General features: G+C 53.3%; 14 protein-coding genes. 8 read left to right on the top strand and 6 right to left on the bottom strand.

Annotated features, from left to right (window positions below; all coding sequences use genetic code 11):
* Window positions 1-39: 39 nt before the first annotated feature.
* Entirely contained in the window at window positions 40-372 is a 333-nt protein-coding gene (locus OGV52_RS09030) for a YceK/YidQ family lipoprotein (RefSeq protein ID WP_162489540.1), read from the top strand.
* A gap of 1 nt (window position 373) precedes the next feature.
* Here the strand turns inward: OGV52_RS09030 and OGV52_RS09025 are convergent, their stop codons facing one another.
* Window positions 374-1,600, bottom strand: coding sequence for a YidR family protein (locus OGV52_RS09025; RefSeq protein WP_095715322.1), 1,227 nt, complete (start codon window positions 1,598-1,600; stop codon window positions 374-376).
* 99 nt (window positions 1,601-1,699) lie between these two features.
* Between OGV52_RS09025 and cbrA the strand changes: the two genes are divergently transcribed.
* The gene (cbrA, locus tag OGV52_RS09020; protein ID WP_259688946.1) at window positions 1,700-2,818 is read left to right on the top strand and encodes a colicin M resistance lipid reductase CbrA; all 1,119 of its coding nucleotides are present in this window, start codon (window positions 1,700-1,702) and stop codon (window positions 2,816-2,818) included.
* A gap of 4 nt (window positions 2,819-2,822) precedes the next feature.
* Here cbrA and yidA read toward each other — a convergent pair whose 3' ends face one another.
* The 5 genes from yidA to dnaA all read right to left on the bottom strand — a co-directional run bounded on the left by yidA (window position 2,823) and on the right by dnaA (window position 9,790).
* Window positions 2,823-3,635, bottom strand: coding sequence for a sugar-phosphatase (gene yidA / locus OGV52_RS09015; RefSeq protein WP_016155065.1), 813 nt, complete (start codon window positions 3,633-3,635; stop codon window positions 2,823-2,825).
* A 130-nt stretch (window positions 3,636-3,765) separates the two neighbouring features.
* Window positions 3,766-6,180, bottom strand: a complete 2,415-nt coding sequence (gyrB, locus tag OGV52_RS09010) for a DNA topoisomerase (ATP-hydrolyzing) subunit B (protein ID WP_047498797.1) — start codon at window positions 6,178-6,180, stop codon at window positions 3,766-3,768.
* A gap of 28 nt (window positions 6,181-6,208) precedes the next feature.
* On the bottom strand, window positions 6,209-7,282 hold the full coding sequence (gene recF / locus OGV52_RS09005) for a DNA replication/repair protein RecF (protein WP_016155067.1): 1,074 nt from the start codon (window positions 7,280-7,282) through the stop codon (window positions 6,209-6,211).
* Window positions 7,282-8,382 (bottom strand): DNA polymerase III subunit beta, encoded by a 1,101-nt coding sequence (dnaN, locus tag OGV52_RS09000; protein ID WP_016155068.1) that lies wholly within the window; start codon window positions 8,380-8,382, stop codon window positions 7,282-7,284. The genes recF and dnaN overlap by 1 nt, the downstream gene beginning before the upstream one ends.
* Before the next feature lie 4 nt (window positions 8,383-8,386).
* Window positions 8,387-9,790 (bottom strand): chromosomal replication initiator protein DnaA, encoded by a 1,404-nt coding sequence (dnaA, locus tag OGV52_RS08995; RefSeq protein ID WP_047498800.1) that lies wholly within the window; start codon window positions 9,788-9,790, stop codon window positions 8,387-8,389.
* Between the two features lie 222 nt (window positions 9,791-10,012).
* On the opposite strand from dnaA, the gene OGV52_RS23550 reads away from it, so the two are divergent.
* From OGV52_RS23550 to mnmE, 6 genes are all read left to right on the top strand, one after another.
* On the top strand, window positions 10,013-10,168 hold the full coding sequence (locus OGV52_RS23550; RefSeq protein ID WP_418135004.1) for a hypothetical protein: 156 nt from the start codon (window positions 10,013-10,015) through the stop codon (window positions 10,166-10,168).
* A gap of 228 nt (window positions 10,169-10,396) precedes the next feature.
* Window positions 10,397-10,537 carry a 50S ribosomal protein L34 gene (gene rpmH / locus OGV52_RS08990; RefSeq protein WP_003023858.1) on the top strand — a complete coding sequence of 47 codons (141 nt, stop codon included), beginning with the start codon at window positions 10,397-10,399 and terminating at the stop codon, window positions 10,535-10,537.
* A gap of 17 nt (window positions 10,538-10,554) precedes the next feature.
* Complete coding sequence (gene rnpA, locus OGV52_RS08985; RefSeq protein WP_003844432.1) at window positions 10,555-10,914, top strand: ribonuclease P protein component; 360 nt, start codon at window positions 10,555-10,557, stop codon at window positions 10,912-10,914.
* Window positions 10,878-11,135, top strand: coding sequence for a membrane protein insertion efficiency factor YidD (gene yidD / locus OGV52_RS08980; RefSeq protein WP_003023846.1), 258 nt, complete (start codon window positions 10,878-10,880; stop codon window positions 11,133-11,135). Before rnpA ends, yidD begins: the two co-directional genes overlap by 37 nt.
* A 2-nt stretch (window positions 11,136-11,137) precedes the next feature.
* Complete coding sequence (yidC, locus tag OGV52_RS08975; RefSeq protein WP_003023844.1) at window positions 11,138-12,784, top strand: membrane protein insertase YidC; 1,647 nt, start codon at window positions 11,138-11,140, stop codon at window positions 12,782-12,784.
* Window positions 12,785-12,920: 136 nt separating this feature from the next.
* Window positions 12,921-14,285 (top strand): tRNA uridine-5-carboxymethylaminomethyl(34) synthesis GTPase MnmE, encoded by a 1,365-nt coding sequence (mnmE, locus tag OGV52_RS08970; protein WP_016155071.1) that lies wholly within the window; start codon window positions 12,921-12,923, stop codon window positions 14,283-14,285.
* Window positions 14,286-14,378 lie beyond the last annotated feature (93 nt).

Genomic DNA, 14,378 nt, shown 5'->3' with positions numbered 1-14,378 from the left:
TCACCATGCAAACACAATAAATACAGATGAAAAAAAATGATGATAAAAAAAATGTTGGTAACACTGACAATGTGCAGCGGGATGGCGTTTGTGAGCGGCTGTTCCAGCATTATGTCGCATACCGGGGGCAAAGAAGGGACGTATCCTGGCACGCGCGCCAGCGCCACAATGATTAGCGAAAGTGATACAAACTGGGGAACCAAGTCACTGGCGATTCTGGATATGCCGTTTACCGCAGTACTGGATACAGTATTACTTCCGTGGGATCTCTTTCGCAAAGATAGCTCGGTGAGATCCCGTGTAGAAAAAAGCGAGGAGAGAACGCAGGCCGCGAACGCCGTTATCCCTCCGGCTGAAATGCCTGCTCCTTAAGTTAACGCCCAGTCTCTGTTACCCACAGCTGGCGGAAACCCTCGACGTCTTCCATCCACGCAACCTGTCGACCATCAGGAGAGAAGATGATCGCATCGCCCGATGGTGGGTTGCCGTGACGGTCCGTTAGAAAATCAACCTCTCCCGTCTGAGCATCACAACAAGCAATTTTGTTATCCAGTACAAACCCCAGCCATTTCCCTGACGGATGCCAGTTGAATGCTGACTGAATATCCGTGGCGCAGCGGGTAAGCTGACGCGGTTCCCCTCCTTGTGGGGAAATCAGCCACAGTTGCACAATGCCGACGTCATCACGCATTAAAAACGCAATCTCAGATGCCTTTGGATTACTGCGCACCCAATGGCGCGGCTGATTTACCAGACCGGGAAAGGCGCGCGCATGAGTAAACGTCAGGCGGCGTTGATTAATACCGAATGGCGGCGCAGGCATTGTTGCCTCAGTGCCCTCCAGCGGAGCGTCACCCGGCTGTTTCCAGCCGCTTTCATCCTGTGGTAAATCAACAATAAATAACTCCGGCACTTTCTCGCCCGTGACTGATAACGTATCACCGATAAACGCCAGTCTGTTTTCCCCTACCCAGCCCTCTTCATAGGCGCGGTTAATCTCATCGCTACCCGGTTTAGGCGTGGGTGTCGTCTGGGTTACCAGCACGCACCAATGGCTCCCGCTGTACTCACGGGGATGCTGCGCGGAGACCGTCACCGGACCATAGGGCGCAGCCACACCGACATTGCGTAAATCCAGCGCCGGTGAGCGCTCATGCAGCACATGGTCGTTATAGGTGAAACTGACAAACTCGCCGCTCGGGCTAAATACATGCACATGGCTACCGCCACGCAGCGCGCCCGGCGTATATGGGGCGGTAATATCCATCGCATCCAGATTCTCCACTTTTGCCTGCGTAGCTATCACCCCACGCCGATGATGGAAGTCGTAATGCCATGTTTCATCAGGATTTTCAGGCCCATGAATAAACACATATTTTTCCAACTTTGGATGAACGGTCACCACGCCAACGTGCGATCCCTGCATGGCCCGATAAATCACCTCCAGCTCGCCAGTATGAATATTGACGCGCTCAATTGTGTCGCCGGTAAAAGAGGCACCGGAAGGGCGCACATCAAAGACCAGCCACTGGCTGTCCGGTGTCCAGGTATTGATATTGGTAAGCTGATGATTACGCGGCGTAAAGGTGATTTGCTTCATGGAATGCCCTGATACAAGACGATTTCAGCAATCATACTTCACAAGCACTTCACTTTCAGGCTTTAGCGTATCGCCATCTTCATTTTTGCGGACAGAAAGATGGAACATTTTGACGTAGCCATTATCGGGTTAGGCCCGGCAGGCGCAGCTCTGGCGCGGCAGTTGAGTGGAAAAATGCACGTGATCGCGTTGGATAAAAAACACCAGTGCGGCAACGAAGGTTTCACCAAACCCTGCGGCGGTCTGTTGGCCCCGGATGCCCAGCGTTCGTTTATCCGCGACGGGATAACCTTACCCGTTGATGTCATCGCTAACCCACAGATATTTAGCGTTAAAACGGTTGATGTTGCAGCCTCTTTGACGCGTAACTACCAGCGCAGCTACATTAATATCAACCGCCATGCTTTTGATTTATGGCTTAAATCTCTCATTCCTGATGATGTACAGGTGTACCACGACAGCCTGTGTCGGAAAATCTGGCACGAGGGCGATAAATGGCATGTCATCTTCCGCGCCGACGGTTGGGAGCAGCAGATCACCGCGCGTTATCTGGTGGGAGCCGACGGCGCGAACTCACTGGTACGCCGTCATCTCTATCCCCGGCACCAGATCCGTAAATATGTTGCTATTCAACAATGGTTTGCGGAAAAGCATCCCGTCCCGTTCTATTCCTGCATTTTTGATAACGACGCAACCGACTGTTATTCCTGGAGTATCAGCAAAGATGGCTATTTTATCTTTGGCGGTGCCTACCCGATGAAGGACGGCCAGGCGCGCTTTGACGCGCTGAAAGCGAAGATGGAAGCGTTCCAATTTCAGTTCGGCAAACCGGTGAAAAGTGAAAAATGTACGGTGCTGTTTCCTTCACGCTGGAAAGACTTCGTCTGTGGCAAGGACAACGCATTTTTGATTGGCGAAGCGGCCGGTTTTATCAGCGCCAGCTCACTGGAGGGGATTAGCTATGCGCTGGACAGCGCGGAGGCACTCAAATCTGTATTGTTGCGGGATGCACCAGATATGAATCACGCTTACCGCAAAGCCACCCGCAAGTTACGTCTCAAACTGTTTGGCAAAATCCTGAAAAGTCGGGCCCTGACGTCGGCGTTTTCCCGCAAATGGATAATGCGCAGCGGCGTGGCGCATATTCCTCAAGGTGACCACTCAGTATCACAAATAATTGCTGAAACAGGGCAAATGCGCCAAGGCATTTGCCCATAACATCTTATTTCAGCGCAAACTTCTCAATGGCATATGCGACGCCATCTTCAAGGTTAGATTTCGTCACAAAGTTGGCGATTTCTTTGACTGACCCAATAGCGTTGTCCATGGCAACGCCCACACCTGCGTATTCAATCATCGCGATGTCGTTTTCCTGATCGCCAATCGCCATCACCTCTTCGGCTTTTATACCCAACGCATCGGCCAGCGATTTCACGCCAGTCCCTTTATTGACGCGTTTATCGAGGATTTCGAGGAAATACGGCGCACTTTTCAGCACGGTGTACTTCTCTTTTACTTCCGCAGGTATGCGCGAGATAGCTTTATCGAGGATCTCCGGCTCGTCAATCATCATCACTTTCAGGAACTGGGTTGCGGGATCCATTTTCTCGGCTTCACAGAACACCAGCGGAATCGTCGCAACAAACGATTCATGCACCGTGTAGTAGCTGATATCACGGTTCGCGGTATACAGCGTGTTGCGATCGAGTGCGTGGAAATGCGAGCCAACGTCCCGGGAGAGCTGCTCCAGATAACGATAATCATCATAGCTCAACGCGGTTTGCGCGACAGTACTGCCATCCCCTGCTTTCTGCACTAGCGCGCCATTGTAGGTAATGCAGTAGTCACCGGGTTCTTCCATATGCAATTCTTTCAGATAGCTGTGGACGCCGGCATACGGGCGCCCCGTGGTCAGCACCACATTTACGCCACGCGCGCGCGCTGCGGCAATCGCCGTTTTGACCGCGGGTGAAATGGTGTGATCGGGCAGCAGAAGTGTGCCATCCATGTCGATAGCAATAAGTTTGATAGCCATGAGTTCCCCGGATTAAATGAGTCCGTCCTCATGCTAACGCGATTCCGCTCAAAAAACAGCTACGAAAAGGGGGATAGAAAGGGGAATCGAGATTCCCCTTTTGCAGGACGGTTGTAGACCTGGGTGCAAGTTAGATATCGATGTTCGCCGCTTTCAGGGCGTTTTCTTCGATAAACGCGCGACGCGGTTCAACGGCATCGCCCATCAGCGTAGTGAAGAGCTGGTCGGCGGCAATCGCATCCTTCACGGTAACGCGCAGCATACGACGGCTTTCCGGATCCATGGTGGTTTCCCACAACTGATCCGGGTTCATCTCGCCCAGACCTTTATAACGCTGGATAGCGAGGCCGCGACGTGACTCTTTCTGCAGCCATTCCAGTGCCTGCTCAAAGCTGGCAACCGGCTGGCGGCGCTCGCCACGTTCGATAAACGCATCGTCTTCGATCAGCCCGCGCAGCTTCTCACCGAGCGTACAAATACGACGGTATTCGCCACCGGTCACAAACTCGTGGTCCAGAATATAGTCGGTATCCACACCGTGAGTACGGACGCGCACAATCGGCTCAAACAGGTTCTGCTCTGCGTTGTGGTGGATATCAAACTTCCACAGGCTGCCGTGCTGTTCTTTTTCGTTCAGCTCGGTAATCAACGTATTAACCCAGCGGGTAACGGTCTGCTCGTTCGCCAAATCAGCTTCCGGCAGCGTCGGTTGATAAACCAGTTCTTTCAGCAACGCTTTCGGGAAACGACGTTCCATACGGCCAATCATTTTCTGCGTCGCGTTGTATTCAGAAACCAGTTTTTCTAACGACTCACCTGAAAGAGCAGGTGCGCTGGCATTAGTGTGCAGCGTTGCACCATCCAGAGCGATAGAAATTTGGTACTGATCCATCGCTTCGTCATCTTTAATATACTGTTCCTGCTTACCTTTTTTCACTTTGTACAGCGGTGGCTGTGCAATGTAAACGTGGCCGCGTTCCACAATTTCCGGCATCTGACGATAGAAGAAGGTCAACAGCAGCGTACGAATATGCGAGCCGTCGACGTCCGCATCGGTCATGATGATGATGCTGTGATAACGCAGTTTGTCCGGGTTGTACTCGTCACGACCGATGCCACAGCCGAGTGCGGTGATCAGCGTTGCCACTTCCTGAGAAGAGAGCATTTTATCAAAGCGCGCTTTCTCGACGTTGAGGATTTTACCCTTCAGCGGCAGAATTGCCTGGTTTTTACGGTTACGGCCCTGCTTCGCAGAACCGCCCGCGGAGTCCCCTTCCACAAGGTACAGTTCGGACAGCGCCGGGTCGCGTTCCTGACAGTCCGCCAGCTTGCCCGGCAGGCCCGCTAAGTCCAGCGCGCCTTTACGACGGGTCATTTCACGCGCGCGACGTGCCGCTTCACGGGCACGTGCAGCATCAATAATTTTGCCAACGACGATTTTCGCGTCAGACGGGTTTTCCAGCAGGTATTCGCTCAGCAGTTCGTTCATCTGCTGTTCTACCGCCGATTTCACCTCAGAGGAGACCAGCTTGTCTTTGGTCTGTGAGGAGAACTTCGGATCCGGTACTTTCACGGAAACAACGGCAATCAAGCCTTCACGGGCATCATCACCGGTGGCGCTGACTTTGGCTTTTTTGCTGTAGCCTTCTTTGTCCATGTAGGCGTTCAGGGTACGGGTCATCGCCGCACGGAAGCCTGCAAGGTGAGTACCGCCGTCACGCTGCGGAATGTTGTTGGTGAAGCAGTAGATGTTTTCCTGGAAACCATCGTTCCACTGCAGCGCAACTTCAACGCCGATACCGTCTTTTTCGGTGGAGAAGTAGAAGATATTTGGGTGGATCGGCGTTTTGTTTTTGTTGAGGTATTCAACAAACGCCTTGATGCCGCCTTCGTAGTGGAAATGGTCTTCTTTACCATCGCGCTTGTCGCGCAGACGAATAGAGACGCCGGAGTTCAGGAACGACAGCTCGCGCAGACGCTTAGCCAGAATCTCGTATTCAAACTCAACGACGTTGGTAAAGGTTTCGTGGCTTGGCCAGAAACGTACCTGAGTACCCGTCGCTTCTGTTTCGCCGGTTACCGCCAGCGGCGCCTGCGGCACACCGTGCACGTAAGTTTGCTGATGCACTTTACCTTCGCGGCGAATCACCAGCTCCAGTTTCTGTGACAGGGCGTTTACTACGGACACACCTACGCCGTGCAGACCACCGGAAACTTTATAGGAGTTATCATCGAATTTACCGCCTGCGTGCAGAACGGTCATGATAACTTCCGCCGCCGAAACGCCCTCTTCCGGGTGAATACCGGTTGGGATACCACGGCCATCATCGGTAACGGACACGGAGTTGTCCGCGTGAATCGTTACAACGATATCTTTACAGTGACCCGCGAGCGCTTCGTCGATAGCGTTATCTACCACCTCGAATACCATGTGGTGCAGACCGGTGCCGTCATCCGTGTCGCCGATATACATACCCGGGCGCTTACGCACCGCATCCAGTCCTTTCAGGACTTTGATACTGGAGGAGTCATAAGAATTCGACATCAACGTTTCTCGCTCATTTAAACTTGGGTTAATCCGTTATTTTACCCTTTTCCACGGTGAACATCTTCGAATTTTTGTCCGACATGTCCAGAACGTGTTCAGCGCTGATTGCGCTGACAAAGACCTGAGATTGCGTCGCTTTTAAGCGGCTGGCTAACAGCCCACGACGGGCATCATCAAGTTCAGAGGCAAAATCATCTATCAGGTAGAGACACCGCCGCCCACTTTCGCGGGTGAGGAACTCCCCTTGCGCCAGACGTAAGGCGCACATCAGCAGCTTTAGCTGCCCACGCGACAACGTGTCTTCCACCGGCGCACCGTCAGCGCGAATGCGAAAATCCGCTTTGTGCGGACCGTGCGCGGTGTAGGTCAACATGCGATCGCGTTCAAAACTGCGTTCCAGCACTTCGGCATAATCGGTCTCTTTCTCCCAGCCACGCTGGAATGAGAAGGAGAGAGAAAACTCGGGTAGAAACTGCTGACAGGTATCCGCCATATCCTGTGCGATACCGGCGCTGTACTCCGCGCGCCAGGTGCTGATTTGTTCCGCCAGTGGGATCAGTTCTTTATCCCACGGGCGCAGTTGCTCATAACGACTCACCTGGCGCAGGGCTGCGTTGCGCTGCTTGAGCAGTCGCTTCAGATTGCTCCAGGCGGTGAAAAATCCGGCTTCATTGTGAAAGCATCCCCAGTCAAGGAATGCTCTTCTGTATTTGGGGCCGCCATTGAGTAAAGTAAACCCCTCTGGCGTGATCAGCTGCATTGGCATCAGGTGCGCCAGTTCCGCAACCTTGTGCCCGTCAGTGCCGTCAATGCGCACTTTGCTGTCGCCCAGTTTGTCTTTCGTCAGGCCAATCGATGTCTCACGCTCTTCCCCCTGCAAACGCCCGTGTAAAACAAACGACTCCTGCTCGTGGCGAATTACGCGGCCAATCTGCAAACTGCGAAACGCCCGGCCGTGGCCGAGCGTATAGATGGCTTCCAGCACGCTGGTTTTGCCGCTGCCGTTCGCGCCAACCAGGAAGTTAAAGCCAGGGGATAAAGCGAGATCCGCGCTTTCGATATTGCGAAAGTCGCGGATCAACAGACGGGTGAGCGACATTACAGTCTCATTGGCATAACAACATAAGCCGCGCTCTGGCTGGCAGCATCTTCAATCTGTACGCTCGATACGGAATCGGTCAGCAGAATACGAACGTTCTCGCACTTCAGCGCGTTCAGTACGTCCAGTACGTAGCTAACGTTAAAACCGATTTCCAGTTCGGTACCAGGATAGGAGACATCCAGAATTTCTTCCGCTTCTTCCTGCTCCGGGTTGTTGGCGGTGATTTTCAGCTGGTTTTCACTGACATACAGACGCACGCCGCGGAATTTCTCGTTAGAGAGGATCGCCGCACGAGCAAATGCCTGTTTGAGGATATCGCAACCGGCTTCCAGATGTTTGTCCGGATTCTTCGGCAATACGCGGCGATAATCCGGGAAACGGCCATCAACCAGCTTGGAGGTAAAGATGAAGTCACCCACGTGCGCACGAATGTTGTTGCTGCCAATCTGCACGCGCAGCGGGTTGTCGCCGCCGTCGAGCATACGCATCAGTTCAATCACGCCTTTACGCGGAACGATCACCGAATGGCTGGGTAACTGCTGACCGACAGGCATTGAACAGACCGCCAGGCGGTGACCGTCGGTCGCCACGGTACGCAGCTCTTCCCCTTCGGTTTCAAACAGCATGCCGTTTAAGTAGTAACGCACGTCCTGATGCGCCATCGAAAACTGCGTGGCTTCAATCAGGCGCTTCATCGTGGCCTGCGGCAGCGTGAATTCGACTTCGCTCTGCCAGTCGTCCAGATTCGGGAAGTCGGCGGCAGGCAGCGTAGACAGCGAGAAACGGCTGCGGCCAGAACGCACCAGCATGCGATCGCCTTCCAGTTGAACGGCAATTTCCGCGCCTTCCGGCAACCCACGGCAAATATCGAAGAATTTACGCGCCGGAACGGTGGTCGCACCAGGTTCATGAGGCTGGATCAGCGCCACGCGCGCCACCATCTCCATTTCGAGATCGGTACCGGTCAGAGAAAGCGCACCGTCAGCAACCTGCAGCAGCAGATTTCCGAGAATAGGCAGTGTAGGACGTCCACCCAGCGGGCCGCTGACCTGCTGAAGCGGTTTTAATAAATGTTCACGTTCAACGGTAAATTTCATAGCGTCACGAAGATAATGTTCTGATTAAATTGGAGAAATCTTCTTTAATATCATGGCTTTCTTCACGCAACTGCTCAATCTTGCGACAGGCATGAAGTACGGTAGTATGATCACGCCCACCAAACGCGTCGCCAATTTCCGGCAGACTGTGGTTAGTGAGCTCTTTTGCCAGCGCCATCGCCATCTGGCGCGGACGAGCTACCGAGCGAGATCGACGCTTAGAAAGCAGATCCGCAATTTTGATTTTGTAATACTCCGCCACCGTCTTCTGAATATTGTCGATGGTGACCAGCTTTTCCTGCAAAGCCAGCAGATCGCGCAACGCTTCGCGCACGAAATCGATGGTAATCGCCCGGCCGGTAAAATTAGCGTTGGCGATCACGCGGTTCAGTGCGCCTTCCAGCTCACGTACGTTAGAGCGTAGACGCTTGGCAATAAAGAACGCCACTTCACCCGGCAGACGAATGTCGTTTTCGTCGGCTTTTTTCATCAGGATCGCAACGCGCGTTTCCAGCTCAGGCGGCTCGATCGCAACAGTCAGTCCCCAGCCGAAGCGGGATTTCAGACGATCTTCAACGCCGTTGATCTCCTTCGGATAGCGATCCGAAGTCAGGATGATCTGCTGATTGCCTTCCAGCAGGGCGTTAAAGGTGTGGAAAAACTCTTCCTGCGATCGTTCTTTATTCGCGAAGAATTGGATATCGTCAATCAGCAGCGCATCCACGGAACGGTAGTAGCGTTTAAACTCTTCGATCGCGTTGTTTTGCAGGGCCTTAACCATGTCCTGCACAAAACGTTCGGAGTGCATATACACCACTTTCGCGTTTGGCTTACGCGCCATAATACCGTTACCGACAGCGTGCAGAAGGTGGGTTTTACCCAGACCCGTACCGCCATAAAGGAATAACGGATTGTAGGCGCCGCCAGGATTGTCCGCCACCTGCCGTGCCGCCGCGCGCGCCAGTTGGTTAGATTTACCTTCAACGAAGTTATCAAACGTGTGTTTGACGTTGACGTTAGAACGATAGGTAGGTTCTGCCGGTGCCGGGACGTTATCCCAGCCTGAGCGCGCCGACGGAGCGGCACGTTGCGGTTGCACTTGCTGAGCCACGTAGGCGGGCGCAACAACGTTGTTTACCGGCGTTTTCAGCGTTTGCGTGACGGGTTTAGTACCGACTTCAAAGCGCAGCTGTGGGGCATCCGCTCCACAGAAGTTATTGAGTAATCCATTAATATTATTAAGGTATTTATCCCTTACCCAATCAAGCACGAAACGGTTTGGCGCATACAAAGCCAGCGTGTTATCGCTCAGTTCCGCCTGCAACGGGCGTATCCACATACTGAACTCTGTGGCTGGTAACTCATCCTGCAATCGGGCAAGACACTGCTGCCAAAGCGAAAGTGACACGGCGGACTCCACTCGAACAAAAGTCGATAAATGACAAAGGCTGAAACATTCATGATTGTTGACGCACATCGACAAGACCCTATGCAAAGGGTGACGTGCGAATTGCTATCTGCAATTTTTACCCGATCAGGATCCATTGAAACGATCAGGACCGCGGATCATAGCGTAAACTGAGAAAGAGATCTTCTGTTTCTCACAGATTCTTCCCGATTTATCCACAGGATGATCCAGAATCGGCTAAGTGTAAACGATCCTGGAGAAGTGCTGCAGGTTTTAGCGCGCATATTGAAAAAATTAATGAGTAAAGATGCTTTACTGCTTAAACGATCTAATAAAGATCCCGAGCGATCCTTGCGCTTTATCCGCCAGCCCGTATAATTCTTACCCCCAGCGAGTAACGGTCGCCTTACGGCGTCAACGCTGCCTGTTTTATACGCGAAACCATGCGGAAAAAAGCGGGAAATAAGGAAAGAGAATTGACTCCGGAGTGTACAATTATTACAATCCGGCCTCTTTAATCACCCACACTGTGGCGTAAGTCGTTCGAAATTCGTTCGGGTATACGCAAAAGTCAGTGAATTTATTCAAGTTTAGGTAGAAATCGCCATGAAACGCACTTTTCAACCGTCTGTACTGAAGCGCAACCGTTCTCACGGCTTCCGTGCTCGTATGGCTAATAAAAATGGTCGTCAGGTTCTGGCACGTCGTCGTGCTAAAGGCCGTTCTCGTCTGACCGTTTCTAAGTAATAAAAGCTAGCCCCTGAGTGGTTAAGCTCGCATTTCCCAGGGAGTTACGTTTGTTAACTCCCACTCATTTCACATTCGTCTTCCAGCAGCCACAACGGGCTGGCACGCCGCAAATCACCATCCTCGGCCGCCTGAATTCGCTGGGGCATCCCCGTATCGGTCTTACCGTCGCCAAGAAAAACGTTAAACGCGCGCATGAACGCAATCGGATTAAACGTCTGACACGTGAAAGCTTTCGTTTACGTCAGCACGAACTTCCAGCAATGGATTTCGTGGTGGTGGCGAAAAAAGGGGTTGCTGACCTCGATAACCGTGCTCTCTCGGAAGCGTTGGAAAAATTATGGCGTCGCCATTGTCGCCTGGCTCGCGGGTCCTGATAGCCCTTATTCGGGTCTATCAACGCCTGATCAGTCCGCTGCTTGGGCCGCATTGCCGTTTCACTCCAACCTGTTCGAGCTACGGAATTGAGGCATTGCGCAGGTTTGGAGTGATAAAAGGCAGTTGGTTGACGGTGAAACGCGTATTAAAATGCCACCCTTTACACCCTGGTGGTGACGATCCCGTCCCGCCCGGACCATTTGATACCAGAGAACACTAACGATGGATTCGCAACGCAATCTTTTAGTCATCGCTTTGCTGTTCGTGTCTTTCATGATCTGGCAAGCCTGGGAGCAGGATAAAAATCCGCAACCTCAGGCCCAACAGACCACGCAGACAACGACCACCGCAGCGGGTAGCGCCGCAGACCAGGGCGTACCGGCCAGTGGCCAGGGGAAACTGATTACGGTTAAAACTGACGTGCTTGATCTGACCATCAACACCCGTGGTGGTGATGTGGAACAGGCTTCACTGCCAGCTTACCCGAAAGAACTCGGTTCTACCGAACCGTTCCAGTTACTGGAAACCACGCCACAGTTCATCTACCAGGCACAGAGTGGCCTGACAGGTCGTGACGGCCCGGATAACCCGGCTAACGGCCCGCGTCCGCTGTACAACGTCGAAAAAGACGCGTTTGTACTGGCTGACGGTCAGAACGAACTGCAGATCCCGATGACCTATACTGACGCAGCGGGTAACACATTCACTAAAACGTTTGTACTCAAGCGCGGTGAATATGCTGTCAACGTTAACTACAGCGTGCAGAACGCCGGCGAAAAACCGCTGGAAGTCTCCACCTTTGGTCAGCTGAAGCAATCCATCAATCTGCCATCTCATCGCGACACCGGTAGCAGCAACTTTGCACTGCACACCTTCCGTGGCGCGGCGTACTCCACGCCGGATGAGAAGTATGAGAAATACAAATTCGACACCATTGCTGAAAACGAAAACCTGAACGTCAATGCTAAAGACGGCTGGGTCGCAATGCTGCAACAGTATTTCGCAACGGCATGGGTTCCGCGTAACGACGGCACCAACAACTTCTATACCGCTAACCTGGGTAACGGCATTGCCGCTATCGGCTATAAATCACAGCCGGTGCTGGTTCAGCCTGGCCAGACTGGCGCGATGACCAGCACCCTGTGGGTCGGCCCGGAAATTCAGGATAAAATGGCGGCAGTTGCACCGCACCTGGATCTGACCGTGGATTACGGCTGGTTGTGGTTCATCTCTCAGCCGCTGTTCAAACTGCTGAAGTGGATCCATAGCTTCCTGGGTAACTGGGGCTTCTCCATCATCGTTATCACCTTTATCGTTCGTGGCATCATGTACCCGCTGACCAAAGCGCAGTACACCTCCATGGCGAAGATGCGTATGCTGCAGCCGAAGATTCAGGCTATGCGTGAGCGTCTGGGCGATGACAAACAGCGTCAGAGCCAGGAAATGATGGCCCTGTACAAAGCTGAGAAGGTTAACCCGCTGGGCGGCTGCTTCCCGCTGATCATCCAGATGCCAATCTTCCTGGCGTTGTACTACATGCTGATGGGCTCCATTGAACTGCGTCATGCGCCGTTCGCTCTGTGGATCCATGACCTGTCTGCACAGGACCCGTACTACATCCTGCCGATCCTGATGGGCGTGACGATGTTCTTCATTCAGAAGATGTCTCCGACCACCGTGACCGACCCGATGCAGCAGAAGATCATGACCTTTATGCCGGTCATCTTCACCGTGTTCTTCCTGTGGTTCCCGTCAGGTCTGGTGCTGTACTATATCGTCAGCAACCTGGTAACCATTATTCAGCAGCAGCTGATTTACCGTGGTCTGGAAAAACGTGGCCTGCATAGCCGCGAGAAGAAAAACTCCTGATATTAGTCGCAGGTGCGTTGGCTGCATTTGCTTGCCGCCTTCCTGCAACTTGAATTATTTCGAGTATTCACGGTAAAGTTAATGCCAGAGAAGGCGGTCATTAGACCGCCTTTTTTACATTTACAAGAGAGCTATCATGAACCATAACGACACCATCGTCGCTCAGGCCACCCCACCGGGACGTGGTGGCGTGGGTATCCTGCGCATCTCCGGCCTGAAGGCGCGCGAGGTTGCAGAAACCGTACTGGGGAAACTACCAAAACCGCGCTATGCCGACTATCTGCCGTTTAAAGACGCGGATGGCAGCACGCTGGATCAGGGAATTGCCCTGTGGTTCCCCGGCCCGAACTCCTTTACCGGTGAAGATGTTTTAGAGCTTCAGGGCCACGGCGGTCCGGTGATTCTCGATCTGCTGCTCAAACGTATTCTGACCATTCCCGGGCTGCGCATTGCCAGACCGGGTGAATTCTCCGAGCGTGCGTTTCTCAATGATAAGCTTGATCTGGCCCAGGCAGAGGCAATTGCCGACCTGATCGATGCCAGCTCAGAGCAAGCCGCTCGCTCGGCGCTGAACTCGTTGCAGGGCGCATTTTCTGCACGGGTAAATCATCTTGTGGAAGCGCTCACTCACCTGCGCATCTACGTGGAAGCGGCGATCGACTTTCCGGATGAAGAAATCGACTTCCTGTCTGATGGCAAGATTGAAGCGCAGCTCAACAACGTTATCAGCGATCTCGATGCCGTTCGTGCCGAAGCGCGTCAGGGCAGCCTGCTGCGCGAAGGGATGAAGGTAGTCATTGCCGGTCGCCCAAATGCCGGGAAATCAAGCCTACTGAACGCGCTGGCAGGTCGTGAGGCGGCCATTGTGACCGACATTGCGGGTACGACTCGCGACGTACTGCGTGAGCATATTCATATCGACGGTATGCCGCTGCACATCATCGACACTGCCGGTCTGCGCGATGCCAGCGATGAAGTTGAACGCATTGGTATCGAACGCGCGTGGCAGGAAATTGAACAGGCCGACCGCGTTCTGTTTATGGTTGATGGCACCACCACCGACGCCGTGGACCCGGCTGACATCTGGCCAGACTTTATTGCCCGTCTGCCAGCCAAACTGCCGATTACCGTGGTGCGTAACAAAGCGGATATTACCGGTGAGACGCTGGGCCTTAGCGAAGTAAATGGCCACTCACTGGTTCGCCTATCCGCACGTACCGGTGAAGGCGTTGACGTGCTGCGTAACCATCTCAAACAGAGCATGGGCTTTGAAACCAATATGGAAGGCGGCTTCCTGGCGCGCCGTCGTCACCTGCAGGCGCTGGCAGAAGCGGCGGAGCATCTCGAGCAGGGTAAAGCCCAACTGCTCGGAGCATGGGCCGGAGAATTGCTGGCAGAGGAACTACGTCTGGCGCAGCAGAACCTCAGTGAGATCACCGGGGAATTTACCTCCGACGATCTGCTGGGAAGGATTTTCTCCAGCTTCTGTATTGGCAAGTAACGTTGTGTTGCCCGGTGGTGCGATGCCTACCGGGCCTACAGTACCCGTAAGTCGGATAAAGCAAAGCGGCTATCCGGCTACAAGTAATTTCCC

The sequence above is a fragment of the Citrobacter sp. Cb041 genome, from assembly GCF_030336655.1.
In the GTDB taxonomy this organism is placed as follows: domain Bacteria; phylum Pseudomonadota; class Gammaproteobacteria; order Enterobacterales; family Enterobacteriaceae; genus Citrobacter; species Citrobacter braakii.
The sequence above is the reverse complement of the archived record's forward strand: the minus strand, read 5'-3'. Positions and strand labels throughout refer to the sequence as shown.